This window comes from Bradyrhizobium sp. AZCC 1577, from assembly GCF_036924575.1.
Taxonomy (GTDB): domain Bacteria; phylum Pseudomonadota; class Alphaproteobacteria; order Rhizobiales; family Xanthobacteraceae; genus Bradyrhizobium.
This window is the reverse complement of record NZ_JAZHRQ010000001.1, coordinates 7536593-7550448: the sequence shown is the minus strand read 5'-3', so window position 1 is coordinate 7550448 and position 13856 is coordinate 7536593. Positions and strand designations below refer to the sequence as shown.

13 protein-coding genes and 1 riboswitch are annotated in these 13856 nt (G+C 64.4%); of the genes, 6 read left to right on the top strand and 7 right to left on the bottom strand.

The features are described from left to right. Positions 1 to 72 precede the first annotated feature (72 nt). Positions 73 to 687, bottom strand: a complete 615-nt coding sequence (locus V1278_RS35830; RefSeq protein ID WP_334383939.1) for an NADPH-dependent FMN reductase — start codon at positions 685 to 687, stop codon at positions 73 to 75. Between the two features lie 57 nt (positions 688 to 744). Next, entirely contained in the window at positions 745 to 1785 is a 1041-nt protein-coding gene (locus tag V1278_RS35825) for an LLM class flavin-dependent oxidoreductase (RefSeq protein WP_334383938.1), read from the bottom strand. 116 nt (positions 1786 to 1901) lie between these two features. Between V1278_RS35825 and V1278_RS35820 the strand changes: the two genes are divergently transcribed. Next, positions 1902 to 2840, top strand: a complete 939-nt coding sequence (locus tag V1278_RS35820) for a LysR family transcriptional regulator (RefSeq protein WP_334383937.1) — start codon at positions 1902 to 1904, stop codon at positions 2838 to 2840. 28 nt (positions 2841 to 2868) lie between these two features. Here the strand turns inward: V1278_RS35820 and V1278_RS35815 are convergent, their stop codons facing one another. The 5 genes from V1278_RS35815 to V1278_RS35795 all read right to left on the bottom strand — a co-directional run bounded on the left by V1278_RS35815 (position 2869) and on the right by V1278_RS35795 (position 8408). Continuing rightward, complete coding sequence (locus tag V1278_RS35815) at positions 2869 to 3756, bottom strand: bifunctional 5,10-methylenetetrahydrofolate dehydrogenase/5,10-methenyltetrahydrofolate cyclohydrolase (protein WP_334383936.1); 888 nt, start codon at positions 3754 to 3756, stop codon at positions 2869 to 2871. A gap of 14 nt (positions 3757 to 3770) precedes the next feature. Then, a riboswitch (ZMP/ZTP riboswitch) is annotated at positions 3771 to 3850 on the bottom strand. Between the two features lie 140 nt (positions 3851 to 3990). Next, entirely contained in the window at positions 3991 to 4917 is a 927-nt protein-coding gene (locus tag V1278_RS35810; RefSeq protein WP_334383935.1) for a hypothetical protein, read from the bottom strand. 13 nt (positions 4918 to 4930) lie between these two features. Next, complete coding sequence (locus V1278_RS35805; protein ID WP_334383934.1) at positions 4931 to 6259, bottom strand: HlyD family type I secretion periplasmic adaptor subunit; 1329 nt, start codon at positions 6257 to 6259, stop codon at positions 4931 to 4933. Continuing rightward, a complete protein-coding gene (locus V1278_RS35800; protein ID WP_334383933.1) occupies positions 6256 to 7989 on the bottom strand; it encodes a type I secretion system permease/ATPase in 1734 nt (577 codons plus the stop codon). The genes V1278_RS35805 and V1278_RS35800 overlap by 4 nt, the downstream gene beginning before the upstream one ends. Positions 7990 to 8117: 128 nt before the next feature. Further along, positions 8118 to 8408: a hypothetical protein gene (locus V1278_RS35795; RefSeq protein ID WP_334383932.1), complete on the bottom strand. Its 291-nt coding sequence runs from the start codon at positions 8406 to 8408 to the stop codon at positions 8118 to 8120. A gap of 209 nt (positions 8409 to 8617) precedes the next feature. Between V1278_RS35795 and V1278_RS35790 the strand changes: the two genes are divergently transcribed. From V1278_RS35790 to V1278_RS35770, 5 genes are all read left to right on the top strand, one after another. Beyond that, the gene (locus V1278_RS35790; protein ID WP_334383931.1) at positions 8618 to 9868 is read left to right on the top strand and encodes an NAD(P)/FAD-dependent oxidoreductase; all 1251 of its coding nucleotides are present in this window, start codon (positions 8618 to 8620) and stop codon (positions 9866 to 9868) included. 249 nt (positions 9869 to 10117) lie between these two features. Continuing rightward, positions 10118 to 11035, top strand: coding sequence for an ABC transporter permease (locus V1278_RS35785; protein ID WP_028347963.1), 918 nt, complete (start codon positions 10118 to 10120; stop codon positions 11033 to 11035). Then, the gene (locus V1278_RS35780) at positions 11032 to 11913 is read left to right on the top strand and encodes an ABC transporter permease (RefSeq protein WP_334366312.1); all 882 of its coding nucleotides are present in this window, start codon (positions 11032 to 11034) and stop codon (positions 11911 to 11913) included. Before V1278_RS35785 ends, V1278_RS35780 begins: the two co-directional genes overlap by 4 nt. After that, entirely contained in the window at positions 11910 to 12887 is a 978-nt protein-coding gene (locus V1278_RS35775) for an ABC transporter ATP-binding protein (RefSeq protein ID WP_334383930.1), read from the top strand. Before V1278_RS35780 ends, V1278_RS35775 begins: the two co-directional genes overlap by 4 nt. After that, the gene (locus V1278_RS35770; RefSeq protein WP_334366314.1) at positions 12884 to 13834 is read left to right on the top strand and encodes an ABC transporter ATP-binding protein; all 951 of its coding nucleotides are present in this window, start codon (positions 12884 to 12886) and stop codon (positions 13832 to 13834) included. The genes V1278_RS35775 and V1278_RS35770 overlap by 4 nt, the downstream gene beginning before the upstream one ends. The last annotated feature ends 22 nt before the right edge of the window (positions 13835 to 13856 follow it).

Below are 13856 nucleotides of genomic sequence, written 5' to 3'. Positions count from 1 at the left end.
TGTCCACGGCATCGATTTCGAGCTTTATCGTTTCGAATACCACGTCAAACTCCCTTTTGGCCGCGAGCCGGACTACGGTTGGACCATCGTTTCTGTCGAGAAGGAGTACGCTGCCAATCTGCCGCGAGATTGCGTGCGCACGAAATCGATCACCTGCTGGCCCACCGTCTCGAGCTGACGTTTGGTTGCCGCATCGGTGCAATTTCCCTCGGCGTCGAACAGCGCGCTGGATGTGTTCAACGTTGCACCAAACGGCGTTGGCCAGCCTCTAAGGGAATGAGCAACCGTCCGAAGCGCGGCTAATGTCTGCCCAACCGCCTGCCATCCGCCAGCACAAGCAATGCAGCCGACGGGAATTCCATCCAGGTAAGCGCGTGTATCCGTTCTAAGTTCTTCCGCGTAGTCCAGCGCGTTCTTTATCAGTCCAGATATCGATCCGTGGTAGGCCGGCGACGAGATGATAATGCCGTGGCATTCACGAAGCGCGGCCAGGAGACGCGAAGCCTGATCGGACTGTTGCTGTCCGGGCATATACATCGGCAGAAGCAGTTCTGCACCGGAGAGAAGCAGGGTCCTTGCGCCTTCATCCTCGGCGGCCTTGAGGCTGATCACGAGCGCGCGTTCGGACGATGACCCGCGCCGCGGGGTTCCTCCTATCCCGAGAACAAGAGGCTTATCCTGAATCATGCTTCGCTCCAGTTGTTGTGCCGCAAGCCCGCAATGCTCGGCTCGCAATCGGGCTCATCAACCTATCTGCGCGCGCCGCAATTGGGGGATCACCTCCTCGCCGAAGAGAGCGAGTGTTCCACGGCGACGCGGCGTAAAGCTCCTTCCCAGCATCGCGAGGAAATGGCCCGCGCCGCATTTGCGGCATTGATCGATGATTTGTTCAGCGACCTGTGCCGGCGTGCCGGCGATGTAGTCGTCGTCATGCAGTGAAAAGCCGGCTCCAGCCCGCGGCGCATCGAGCAATGAGGATGTGCCTTGGACAACGCGCGGATCGCCAGCCACAACTTTCAGTGTCGCTGCCTTCGCGGCATGGGATTCGTCGCGCGCCTCAGCCGCATCGTATGAAATGGAGACATTGCGCCGGATTGCGAGCTGATCGGGCCCTGCCGGAAATCCCAACCGGGCAGACTCCTTCCGATACACGTCGAAGATTTCCGATATGCGAGCGACGGATTCGAATCCGGTGCAAATCCTGGACTGCCTTTGAGCGGATTTCTGCGCGGATCCAGTACTTACAACAGTCGTCCATTTTGGCGGAGACGGCTGCAGGAAGACGTTCGGCATCAGGCTGAGGTTGTCGAATTTCCAATACTTTCCGCTGTGGCTGATGACGTGGTTCACGAGGGCGGCATCGAGTATCTCCAAAGCCTCGTTGAACCGCTCGCGGGCCTCCTCGATCCCTAAGCCTATCCGCGCGAGCTCCTGCGGCACGCCCGCTGCAAAGCCGATCTCGAGGCGTCCCTTTGTCAGGTGATCGAGCATCGTCAGTTCTTCGACGACACGCCATGGCTCATAGAGCGGCACGACCATTCCCATCGTTCCCAGCCGCAGCCGGGTCGTGTGACGAGAAATAGCTGCGATCAAGAGGTTGGGAGAGGGGCTATATGAGTGACCGAAGTGATGTTCGCTAAAGAATATTCCTTCGAACCCTAGCTTCTCGGCTTCGAGCCAATGCGCGTAGCCTTCGTCGAACACGGCAGTCACGGTACTGCGCAGGGTCTCCCCGTCGCTCAGGTTCGGGGCCTGCATGAATTCAAAGATCCATGGCTTGATCAAAGCGTTTCTCCCAATGCACGACTTATTTCTTGATTGCGTCTTGAGTACACGGGACTTTTAAATTTGAAAAATCGATTATATTTGATCTGTGATATTTGAATGATGGATGTAAGCCGATGCGGTTCGAAGGCCTGGACCTCAATCTCCTGATCGCGCTTGATGCGATCCTTGAAGAACGCAGCGTCATGGGAGCCAGTCGACGCCTTCATCTCAGCCAGCCGGCGATGAGCGCCGCTGTTGGCAGATTGCGTCAGTATTTCAACGACGAGATTTTCACGATTTCACAGCGAAAGCTGGTGCCGACGCCGCTGGCGCAGTCGCTGGAAAGACCAACGCGGGACATCCTGCTGCGAATCCGGGCCAATCTGATCTCGCCGCCAAAATTCGACCCGGCGAGTTCCGAGCGGCGTTTCCGGCTGGTCGTTTCCGATTATGCGAGCATCGTATTGATGCACGCCGTCATGAAGCGTGTGTATCGTGCGGCACCGCGGGTTTGCCTTGAAATTCTTCCCTTCGGTGATCGGGTCGATGACCAGCTTCAGCGAGGGGAGGTCGATTTCGTCGTGATCCCCGATACAAATCTCATTGATGGCCATCCCAGCCAGCATTTGTTTGCAGACGAATTCTGCTGCGTCGCCTGGCGCGGAAGCCGCCAGATCGGGCGCTCGATCTCGCTTGGCCGCTATCTTCAGCTTGGACACATAACAGCTCAGCTCGGGCCCATTCACGGAGTATCCTTCGATGAACGCGCCCTCGTGCAGTTAGGTTATAAGCGCCGCATCGAGGTCATTGCCCCGAACTTCACCGCGATGGCTGCCATGGTGATCGGAACGGACCGCATCGCGACAATGCATCATCGCCTCGCTGTAATTTTCGCGCGAAACTTTCCGCTGAAGCTGCTGCGTGCGCCGGTCCGCATCCCCGCATTCCGGGAAGCTCTCAAATGGCCGGCGTCCTTTCACCTGGATCCCGCACTTGTTTGGTTGCGCGAGATAATTACCGACGTTGCTGCCGAGGTCGACCGGACTCCAGCCAAGCAAATGAAGGTTGGGTAGGCGCGGCAGCGTGCAGGGAAGGGCGAAGTTAGTGTGCCGCGGTAGACGCCCGCCGCATCTTTGCCGCTAGCCGGCCTCTCGCTGCCTTCACCGTATTCTCCATCAGGCATGCGATGGTCATCGGACCGACCCCTCTCGGCACGGGCGTAATGGCGCCGGCAACCTGCACCGCCTCCTCGAAAATGACGTCGCCCTGAACGGCATATCCGCCGTCCTGCTTCGCGACACGCGTGGTGCCGACGTCGATGACGATGGCTTGCGGCTTGATCCAGTCGCGGCGCACAAGTCCGGGCTTGCCGACTGCGCTGACCAGGATGTCCGCCTCGCGGCAGATGCACGCGATGCCGCGTGTATGGACATGCGTTTGGGTCACCGTCGCGCGCTCTTCCAGAAGCAGCGCTGCCATCGGCTTGCCCACGATATTCGAGCTGCCGATGACGACGGCGTGATAGCCGGTAAGATCCGGCGCGATCGATTTGATGAGTTTCAGGCAACCCGACGGCGTGCATGGCACGAGGGCATCGGCGCCATGCAGCAGGCGGCCGGCATTCAGCGCATGCAGGCCGTCGACATCCTTGGCCGGATCGATCGCGCCCATGATGCGCAACGTGTCGATGCGCGCCGGCAATGGGAGTTGGACGAGAATACCGTCGATATCGTCCCGCTCGTTCAGCGTCGCAATGACGGAAAGCAGCTCGGCTTCGCTGACGCCATGCGGCAGGATTTTCGTCTCGCCGCGCAAGCCCAACTGCTTCGCTGTCTTGATCTTGCTTCGGACGTAGATGTGGCTGGCCGGGTCATCGCCGACCAGCACCACCGCCAAGCCCGGTGCTTGGGATAGCTGCCCCAATTCACCCGCAACACTGTCGAGAAGAATTTGCGCCTGTTTGCGCCCGTCGATGATTTCCGCAGTCATGGCACCTCCGTAAAGAGCGGTGCCCAGGCGCGCGGCATCTAGCTTCCGCGTTCCCCGATGGTCCTCCATCTGAGCGCCAGTCGCGCGGAAGCAGGCTTCATAGTTGATTGGATGGCCGAGGGCAATGGCCGTCGTAGCACCACATCACAGGGAACGCCGACGCGGCCGGATTGAGCGTCGTCGGGGGATGCCGGGAACGTCCCCTCGGACGCCGCTTATGGCGCCGTCGCTGTCTCAGAAATGATGGATCCCCAGCGCCGAGAATGCGCCGTCATGCGGCTCATGGCCGTCCATCGTCGGCTGGCCGAGAAAGCCGAGCTGCAGCGGGATCGGATGTAGCAGCGAGGTCGGTATCGCGCCCGCAGTGTCGAGCAGCGGTATGTCGTGCTGCGCGGCGCCGGAGAAATCCGTTGTGCTGGATGTCGAGCCGGAAAGGTTCGTCGTCAGGGGCTCGAGCAGGCTGGGGGCCGGCGCGTCCTGGATCAGGCCGGTCACCGTGCCGGTCAGGCCGTCGAGGAGATGGCTCGCGGTGCGGGTCACGGTCGCCGTCAGTTGGCCTACGGTGGCACTCACGTTTGCGATCGTACTCGATACCGTTGCAAGCGCGGTGTCGACGATGCCGGTGAGGCTGTCTGCAAGGTTGTGAACGGACGCGCCAAGATCGAGTGACGGTGATGCGATGCTGCTGCTGGACGGCGCGCTGCCTGCGCCTGCCGATGGCGCGTGATCCAGAGCTGCGCTGAAGCTCGATAGCACGGGCGTCGATGTAAAAGCCTGCGCGGCGAGCACGTCGCCTGATGGAGCTTCGGCGAGCATCGCGGTCGTATCTTGCGGCGTGTTCGTTGCCGTGGCGTCGGCGTGGACCGCAGGCGAAAGGTCGGCCGCAGGAGGTTCGATCACGCCGGCATGCTGGTCGTCATGGCCGGGTGCGGGATCGGCCGGCTGCCGCGCGGCCGCGACAATATCTGCCGGAGGCGGGTGCAGGGCAGCCGGCTGCGCCGCGCGGGCTTCCCCCTCGTGCTCCAGGCGGTGCAGCGCGGTGTCGGCATCGTTGAGCAGGCCGAGCAGCATGGTGGCGAAAGCAACCGATTCGGTTGCCGCGAGATGACGGCTGCGCTCGGCTTCGTCAGAGCGGCGGGCGTTCTTGACGGCGTCGGCCATGACCATCTCCTCCTCAGCGCTCGCGGAACGCGCGGGTGATCTCGTCGCGCAGCGGACCGAGCAGATATTCGAACAGGGTGCGCGGACGCGTCGGCACGATCACCTCGGCCGGCATGCCGGCCTGCAGATCGATGCGCGACTTCTTGACGTCGTCGGGATCGAGCGCGACCTCGACGGCGTAATAGCCTTGCCCGGATTTGTCGTCGGTCAGGCGGTCGGCGGAAACCGTGTGCACGGTGCCGTAAAGCCGGGGACGCTCGATATAGTTGACGCCGGTGAGCTGCACTTCGGCACGGTGGCCGACGGCGACGTCGTTGATATCGGAGAGCTTCAGCTTTGCGGCGGCGATCAGCGGGTTGTCGGTGGGCACGATGTCCATCAGCCGCGCGCCGGGCTGGATCACGCCGCCCTCGGTAAAGACGTCGAGGCCGACCACCGAGCCGGTCGCCGGCGCCGTGATCCGCGTACGGACCAACACGTCCGTGGCGGCGTCGATCTTGGGCGCCAGTTCCGCGAGCTTGTTTTCGCATCCGCGCAACTGGTCAGTGATCTCGCTCATCCGTGCGCGTTCCACCCTGGCGATCTCGAGGTCGTTCTGCGCGATCTGCTGCTGCATGCCGGCGATGCTGGCCTGCTGCGCGCCAATATCGGCCTTCAGCCGGGCGTCCTCGCGCTGCAAAGCAAGGATGCGGGTCTTTGGCGTATAGCCTTGCGCGAACAGATGCTGCGCGCCGTTCATCTCGTCGGTCAGCAGTTCCCGCTGTTTCTCGGTGCCGGCAAGCTGCGCCTGCGTGCCCGCGATCTGCGCTTCGAGCTCCTTGATCTTGCCGCGCAGCACCGCTGTCTCGGCAGCGAACTGGTGCTTTCGCGCCGCAATCATCGCGGTCTCGTTGGCCATGGCCTGGCGCGCCGCGGATAGTTCGCTGCGCGCGCGGAGATGTTCGTCGAACTCCGGCGCATCTTTTCGGTCGCGCTCGGCGACCAGCCGTGCTCGCGCGGCGAGCGCAGCGTCACGATCGGCCGTGAGCACGTCGAGCTTGGCGCGCGGGTCGCTGTCGTCGAGCCGGATCAGGAGCTGACCTTTTTCGACGCGCGCGCCGTCGCGCACGGTGAGCTGGCGGACAACGCCGCCATAGGGGTGCTGCACGCTCTGCCGCCGCCCCTCGACCTGGAGGTTGCCGCTTGCGATCGCTGCGCCGGAGATCGGCGCGAGCGTTCCCCACATCGTCATCGCGGCAAGGAACGCCGCCACCACGCCGGCACCCAGCAGCGCCGGCCGCGAGGGACGTGCGTAGCGCGCACGGTCGCGTATCGGGGCGAAGCCGTCGCCGATCGCCGTCATGACGCGCGCCCCGCGGCGGCCTGCTGGAGCGCGTGGTAGACCTCGCCCGGCGGACCCAGCATGTCGAGCATGCCGCCGCGCAACACCATCATGACGTCGACGATGTCGAGGATGGTGGTGCGGTGGGTGATCACGATGATGGTGGCACCCTCGCTCTTGGCCTGCAGCAGCGCCACCTTCAGCGCCTCTTCGCCGGGAGCGTCGAGATTGGCGTTGGGCTCATCGAGCACGAGCAGCGGCGGGCGGCCGAGCAGCGCCCGCGCCAGCGCCAGACGCTGGCGCTGGCCGCCGGACAGGCCGACGCCGCCGGGACCCAGTCGGGTATCGTATTGCTTCGGCAGGTCGAGCACCATCTCGTGAATGCCGGCGCGTTTGGCGGCGTCGATGATCTCGTCCGTCGAAGCATCGCCGAAGCGAGCAATGTTCTCGCGCACGGTGCCGGCGAACAGGCCGACGTCCTGCGGCAAATAGCCGACATGGCGGCCGAATTCGAGCGGGTCCCAATGGCTGTAGTCGAGCCCGCCGAAGCGCAACCGTCCATCGGCAGGTAGGATGGCGCCCACCAGAAGGCGAGCCAGCGTGCTCTTGCCGGAGCCGCTCGGGCCGACGATGCCGAGCGCCTGGCCGCCGCCAAGCTCGAAGGTCAGGTCCCTGATGACGGGCTCCTTGCGCGCCGGCAACAGGCAGCGCAGTTCGCGGACCTCGATGGTGTTGCGCGCCCGCGGCACGATGGTGTGTGGCGGCGTCAGGTCGATCTCGCCGAGCAGCTCGCGCACTTCCGCATAGGCCTCGCGGGCGCCGATGAACTGCTTCCAGGTGCCGACCGCCTGTTCCACCGGGACCAGCGCCCGGCCCATCACGATGCTGGCGGCGAAGATGGTCGCCGGCGTGATGGCGTGGTCGATGGCGAGCCAGGCGCCGGTGCCGAGCATCAGCGATTGCAACAGCAGGCGGAAGAAGCGGATGGAAGAGGTCATCACCGCGTTCTTGTCGCTGGCAAGCGCCTGCTGCACCAGCATCGACGAGCGCTGGTTCTGCCAGTTGCGCTCCACTGCCGGCTGCATGCCCATCGCGCGGATCACGTCGGCGTGGCGCAGGATGTTTTCGGTGAACACATAGGACTGGTTGCCTGCGGCTTCGGCTTCCTTCATCGGCTCGCGGGTCATCACCTCGTTGAGACCGGCGAGGCCAAGCAGGAGAACCGCGCCAATGGTCGCGACGATGCCCAGCAGCGGATGGATGAAGAACAGCAGCATCAGATAGATCGGAATCCACGGCAGGTCGAACGCGAAATAGATGCCGGGGCCGGTCACGAAGGTGCGGAACTGATCGAGATTGCGCAATTGCTGCGCGCCGCGCGATGCGCCGCGCTGCGCCGAGCGCACCACCAGCGCCTCGAACACGCGTGCCGATAATTCCATGTCGAGGCGGATGCCGCAGCGGATCAGGATGTACGAGCGCACCGCATCCAGCGCCGCCATGGTGAGCAGAGCGATCGCCAGGATCAGGGTGAGGAGGACGAGCGTGGAGACGTTCTCGTTGAGCAGCACGCGGTTATAGACCTGCATCAAATAGAGCGGCGAACTCAGATAGAGCAGGTTGATGGCGCTGGAGAACAGCCCGGCCCAGAGGAATTGCGGCCATAGCGCGACCAGCGCCTGGCGAACGTCATCGATCCGTCGCGCCGGGGCGACGGAGTCGTCAAGGGCGGTCAGCATGCCCGTAGGCATTCGGCAATCACCTTAAGCGAGTTGACACGATGCTGCGCGATCCACTCGTGCAGTGAGGCAATCGAGACGTGGCGTGGGGATGCGCTCCCCACGCCGCGCAGTTTTGAAATGTCCGAACTCAACTGGAGTTAGGCGAGGCCGTGGAGCAGGCCACCGACATCGAGATGGCCGACATCGGCGCTGGCGCCGATCAAGGTCGGTGCGGAAACCGAGGCGTCGACACCGTTGAGCCCTGCCGAGAGGTCGATGCTCGGGTTCGTCTCAACTACTGCGCCGAGATCGAGCGTGTGCGACAGGTCCGCCGTGCCGCTGGCGCTGGCAGAAGCGCTACCGCTGGCGCTGGCGCCGCCAAGTACGCCGGTGGCGGTTCCGAGCAGGCCATCGACGGTACCAAGCAGGTTTCCGAGTAGTGCAGCCATATAGTCAACTCCTATGAAGGTTGGCTGGAATGCGACGAACGTCGCGCTGCAAGAAGCCACGGGCGTCAGAAAGGTTGCGGACTCACATGCGGCGTTTTGGTGATGATTTGTTGGGAAGGGAACTTTCCGGTGTTGCCGGTCGGCGGTGGTCCGACCATGATGTGAAGTCTCCTTTGTAAGATCTCCTTGGGAAGGTGTTTGGAAAGGCGATGCTGGAAGATAAAGCGGATGTCGTGGTGCTCGGCGCGGGCATCGTCGGGGTATCGACGGCCTTTGCCGCGCGGCAGCGCGGGATGTCGGTCGTACTCGTCGATCGGCGCGAGCCGGGCAGCGAGACCTCATACGGCAATGCCGGCATCATCAGCAGCGGCTCGATCACGCCGCTCAATAATCCATCGCTGTGGAAGTCGCTGCCGAAATACCTGACCAACCGCCATGCGGCATTGCGTTGGAATCCGCTTTGGGCGGTGAAGAACGCGGGCTGGGTCGCGCGCTTCTTGGCCAATTCGGCCGCGTCGCGACTTCGGCCGCGCGCGACCGCGCTGCATGGCTTGATCGGTGCATCGGCGAAACTGCATCGGGAATGGATCGTGCAAGCGGGAGCGGGACATCGCATTCGCGAGACCGGCTGGCTCAGGGCGTGGCGCAGCGATGCGGTTCTCGCGGCGAAGCAGGAGCAGGCCAAGCTGGCTGAATACGGCATCGCCAGCGAATGGCTCGACCGCCAGGCCATCTCCGCGCTCGAGCCGGATATTGTGCCCGTTTATAAAGCGGGCCTGCTGCACACCCATACCGCCTCGGTCGACTCGCCAGGCGAGGTGGTCAAGGCCTATGCACGGATGTTCGCGAACGCCGGCGGCCAGGTGAGGCAGGCGGAGATCAAGGCGATCATACCCGACGGCGATGATTGGCGCGTGATGCTGGCCGATGGCGAGATTTCGGCACGGCATGTGGTGACCGCGCTGGGCCCCTGGTCTGCCGATATGTTGCGGCCGCTCGGCTATCGCGTGCCACTCGCCTTTGAACGCGGCTACCATCGCGAATTCAAGCCGAACCCGGCGCGTGCGTTGCGGCGTCCGATCTATGACATCGACGGCGGTTTTATCATGACCCCGATGGAGCAGGGTATCCGCGTCACCTCGGGCGTCGAACTGACCGATCGCGATGCGCCATCCTCGTTAGACCAGCTTGACCAGGTGGTTCCGCTCGCGCGCGGCGTCGTGGAGTTCGGCGACGCTGTCGGCGATGCATGGCGCGGCTCACGGCCGACGCTGCCGGATAGCTTGCCGATGATCGGACCAGCGCCTCGGCATGCCGGCCTGTGGCTTGCCTTTGGCAACCAGCACATCGGCTTCACGACCGGTCCCGCAACCGGCGCCGCCATTGCCGCCATGATTGCCGGCGCGTCGCCGCCGTATGACGTTACGCCGTTCGCGCCGGCTCGCTACATTCGAGACTGAGCTGGCGCACCCGGCGCCAAACTGGACTCGTTCGGACTCTTTTGACCGCAAAAGTTGCACCGGGCCAGGTGCTTGTCGCATGATTGCAGCCTGCAATGGCACACACATTGCATCGTCGCAACAGGCAGGCGTCGCGTTGGGAAATCGTTGCAATCGTCCCTTGCATGGGACGACAGTTTGGTGACACTTGCCCTTGCTTCGCCGACCCGAGGAATGCGCCTGCGCGCCGGTCGGCGCTGGAGTTTGTTGATGTTGCGTCTGATTGCCCGGCGTCTTGCTCTCGGTGTGCTGGTCGCGCTGACCGTCATGACGCTTGCATTCCTGCTGACGCGGCTGTCCGGCGACCTTGCGGTTTCGATCGCGGGCCCGCAGGCGACGCAGGCCGACGTCGAAATCGTGCGCAAGGCCTACGGCCTCGACCGCCCGCTCTATGTCCAGTTCTTTGCCTGGACCGGCCGCGCCATGGTCGGTGATTTCGGCCAGAGCTATTTCTTCAAGGACAGTGTGGCGAACCTGATCCAGAAGCGGCTGCCGATCACGCTGACGCTCGGCCTGGTCGGCTTAAGCCTCGCCTTGCTGATCTCGCTGCCGCTCGGCATCCTGGCGGCGCTGCGCGAAAACACCTGGATCGACCGCGGCGTCACCCTGTTCACGATGGTCGGGCAGGCAGTGCCGAGCTTCTGGCTGGCGCTGATTCTGATGATCGTGCTCGGCCTGCAGCTCGGCATCCTGCCCATATCCGGCACCGGCACCTGGCAGCATTTCGTGATGCCCGGCATCGTGCTTGCCTTCACCGCGATCCCGGCGCTGACGCGGCTGACGCGCTCCGGCATGATCGAGGCGATGGCCTCCGATTACATCCGCACCGCGCGCGCAAAAGGCCTGTCGCGGGCGCGCATCATCTTCAAGCACGCGCTGCGCAACGCCGCCATTCCCGTGGTGTCGATCGCCGCGGTCCAGCTCGGCTTCATGCTGGGCGGCTCGATCGTCATCGAAACGGTGTTCGCGCTGCATGGCGTCGGCTATCTCGGCTGGGAGAGCATCGCCAAGAACGATTTCCCTGTCGTGCAGGCGGTGGTGCTGGTGCTGGCCGTGTTCTATATCGGCCTCACGCTCTTGGCCGACATCCTCAATGCGCTGCTTGATCCGAGGCTGAGGACCGGATGAGCGAGCCGATTGCCATTCAGGCGCCGCAGCCTTCGAGCATAGGTAGCTCGCGCATCGGCGCCGCCGGCTTTGCGATCGGGATTGCCATCGTCGCGATCGTCGTCGCGGCGGCGCTCGTCGGCAACGCGCTGGTGCCGCAGGATCCGTTCACCCAGGACCTCGGCAATCGCCTCAAGCCGCCGTTCTGGATGGAGGGCACCCAGCCGGGCCACTGGCTCGGCACCGATCAACTCGGCCGGGATTATCTCGCGCGGCTGGTCTATGGCGCGCGCATTTCGCTCCTGATCGGCATCATGACGGTGATCACGTCGGGGCTGATCGGCATCACGCTCGGCGTGCTCGGCGGGTTTTTCGGCGGCCGCGTCGACGATTTCGTGCTGTTCGCCATCACGACGCGATTGTCGATCCCTGTCGTGCTGGTCGCGCTTGCGGTGGTCGGGCTGATGGGATCGGGCCTCGGGCTCGTCGTCGCCACCCTCGGGCTGTTGTTGTGGGACCGCTTCGCGGTCGTCGCGCGCGCTACCACCATGCAGGTTCGCAACCACGACTACGTCAGCGCGGCCTGGTGCGCCGGCGCCTCGATGCCGCACATCCTGATCAAGGAGATTTTGCCGAACATCGCGAGCCATCTTGCCGTGGTGGCAACGCTAGAGATGGCGCTGGCCATCCTGCTCGAGGCTGCCCTTTCGTTCCTGGGGTTGGGCGTGCCGCCGCCGCTGCCGTCCTGGGGGCTGATGATCGCCGAGGGCAAGGACTACATGTTCTTTTCGCCCTGGGTGATCATGATCCCCGGCGTAGCCCTGGCAGTTTTGGTGCTCGGCATCAATCTGGTCGGCGACGGACTGCGCAATCTGCTCGGCGCGGAGCGGCTGCGATGAGTGCGCTCTTGGACGTGGAGGAGCTTCAGGTAACGTTCGGCCGCACCGCGGCGGTGCGCGGCGCCTCGTTCCGGGTCGAGAGGGGCGAGACTCATTGCCTGGTCGGCGAGTCCGGCTGCGGCAAGTCGGTGACCGCGCTGGCGGTGATGAGCCTGCTCGCCCGCGGCGGCCAGCGTTCGGCGAAACGGATGCGTTTTGCCGGTACCGACCTCACATCGCTGTCGGACCGCGAGATGGCGCGCCTGCGCGGCAACCGCATGGCGATGATCTTTCAGGAGCCGATGACCAGCCTCAATCCGGCCTTCACCATCGGTTCGCAGATGGCGGAGGTGATGACGCGCCACAAGGGCGGCTCGCGCGCGGCGGCCCTCGACCGCGCCGCCGAATTGATGGGCCGCGTCGGCATCACCGCACCTGGCATGCGGCTCGGCCAGTTTCCGCACCAGCTCTCCGGCGGCCTGCGCCAGCGCGTGATGATCGCGATGGCGCTGATGTGCGATCCGGAACTGTTGATCGCCGACGAGCCGACCACCGCGCTCGACGTCACCGTGCAGGCGCAGATCCTGCGGCTGCTCGCCAATCTCAAGCGCGAGCTCGGCCTCTCGATCCTGCTGATCACCCATGACCTCGGTATCGTCGCGCGCGTCGCCGACCACGTGTCGGTGATGTATGCCGGCGAGGTCGTCGAGCGCGCGCCGACTGCGGACCTGTTCCGCGCGCCGCAGCATCCCTACACCCGCGGTCTTCTGTCCTGCGTGCCGGTGCCCGGCCGCGTGCAGCGCGACCGGCCGCTCGGCTCGATTCCCGGCGTTGTGCCGGCGATCGGGCCAGGCTTTGCCGGCTGCGCCTTTCGCTCGCGCTGCGCCCACGCCAATGAAACGTGTACACGCGCGATACCGCGGCGTCGGACGGGCGATGCGCACGATTATCTTTGCCGGCTCGAGCCGGACTGGGCGGAGCTGCAACCCGCATGACCGCCGCGATCGAGGTCGAGAACCTGCGGTGCGAATTCCGCGTCCACACCGGACTGATGTCGGCGGAAAAGCGCGTGGTCGCGGTCGACGATGTCACGTTCAGCGTGCCGGCCGGTAGCGTGCTCGGCATCGTCGGCGAGTCCGGATGCGGCAAGTCCACGCTGGCCCGCCTGATCCTCGGGCTGCTCAAGCCGACGGCGGGAACCGTGCTGGTCGATGGCAAGCGGCTGTTCGACCTCGACCGCAAGGCGCGGGCGCGATTGATCCAGCCGGTGTTCCAGGATCCGTTCGCCTCGCTCAATCCGCGCCGGCGCATCAAGGATATCGTCGCGCTGCCGCTTGCAGCCCAGGGCACTTTCTCGCGCGGCGAGATCGAGCGCCGGGTCGGCGGCATTCTCGAGCGCGTTGGCCTGTCGGCCGCGATGGGCGAACGCATGCCGGCGCAACTCTCCGGTGGGCAACGCCAGCGCGCGGCGATTGCCCGCGCATTGGTGCTGGAGCCGCGGATCGTGATATGCGACGAGCCGACCAGCGCGCTCGACGTCTCGGTGCAGGCGCAGATCCTCAATCTCCTGGCCGACCTGCGCCGCGACCTCGGGCTCACTTACCTTTTCATCAGCCACAATCTCGCCGTCGTCGAGCATGTCGCGAGCGAAGTCGCGGTGATGTATCTCGGCCGTTTCGTCGAGCGGAACGAAACCGACGCGCTGTTTCGCAAGCCCCGCCACCCCTACACCCAGGCGCTGCTGGAAAGCGTGCTGACGCCGGAGCCGGGCAAGGGCGTGCCGGACATTGGTCTCGGCGACGCCATGCCGGATCCGTCCAATATTCCGCCGGGCTGCCGGTTCAACCCGCGCTGCCGCATCGCGGTCGAGCGCTGCCGCCATGAGGCGCCAATGCCCATGGTCCGCCCGCCCCAGGGAATGGTAGAGTGTCATCTGGCATAGGGCGTATTTTCCGCCGTCTGTA

Excerpts from the sequence above, each read along its gene's own strand:
- V1278_RS35830 (WP_334383939.1), bottom strand. The coding sequence starts at position 687 with ATGATTCAGGATAAGCCTCTTGTTCTCGGGATAGGAGGAACCCCGCGG.
- V1278_RS35820 (WP_334383937.1), top strand. The coding sequence starts at position 1,902 with ATGCGGTTCGAAGGCCTGGACCTCAATCTCCTGATCGCGCTTGATGCG.
- V1278_RS35815 (WP_334383936.1), bottom strand. The coding sequence starts at position 3,756 with ATGACTGCGGAAATCATCGACGGGCGCAAACAGGCGCAAATTCTTCTC.
- V1278_RS35810 (WP_334383935.1), bottom strand. The coding sequence starts at position 4,917 with ATGGCCGACGCCGTCAAGAACGCCCGCCGCTCTGACGAAGCCGAGCGC.
- V1278_RS35805 (WP_334383934.1), bottom strand. The coding sequence starts at position 6,259 with ATGACGGCGATCGGCGACGGCTTCGCCCCGATACGCGACCGTGCGCGC.
- V1278_RS35800 (WP_334383933.1), bottom strand. The coding sequence starts at position 7,989 with ATGCCTACGGGCATGCTGACCGCCCTTGACGACTCCGTCGCCCCGGCG.
- V1278_RS35795 (WP_334383932.1), bottom strand. The coding sequence starts at position 8,408 with ATGGCTGCACTACTCGGAAACCTGCTTGGTACCGTCGATGGCCTGCTC.
- V1278_RS35790 (WP_334383931.1), top strand. The coding sequence starts at position 8,618 with ATGCTGGAAGATAAAGCGGATGTCGTGGTGCTCGGCGCGGGCATCGTC.
- V1278_RS35785 (WP_028347963.1), top strand. The coding sequence starts at position 10,118 with ATGTTGCGTCTGATTGCCCGGCGTCTTGCTCTCGGTGTGCTGGTCGCG.
- V1278_RS35780 (WP_334366312.1), top strand. The coding sequence starts at position 11,032 with ATGAGCGAGCCGATTGCCATTCAGGCGCCGCAGCCTTCGAGCATAGGT.
- V1278_RS35775 (WP_334383930.1), top strand. The coding sequence starts at position 11,910 with ATGAGTGCGCTCTTGGACGTGGAGGAGCTTCAGGTAACGTTCGGCCGC.
- V1278_RS35770 (WP_334366314.1), top strand. The coding sequence starts at position 12,884 with ATGACCGCCGCGATCGAGGTCGAGAACCTGCGGTGCGAATTCCGCGTC.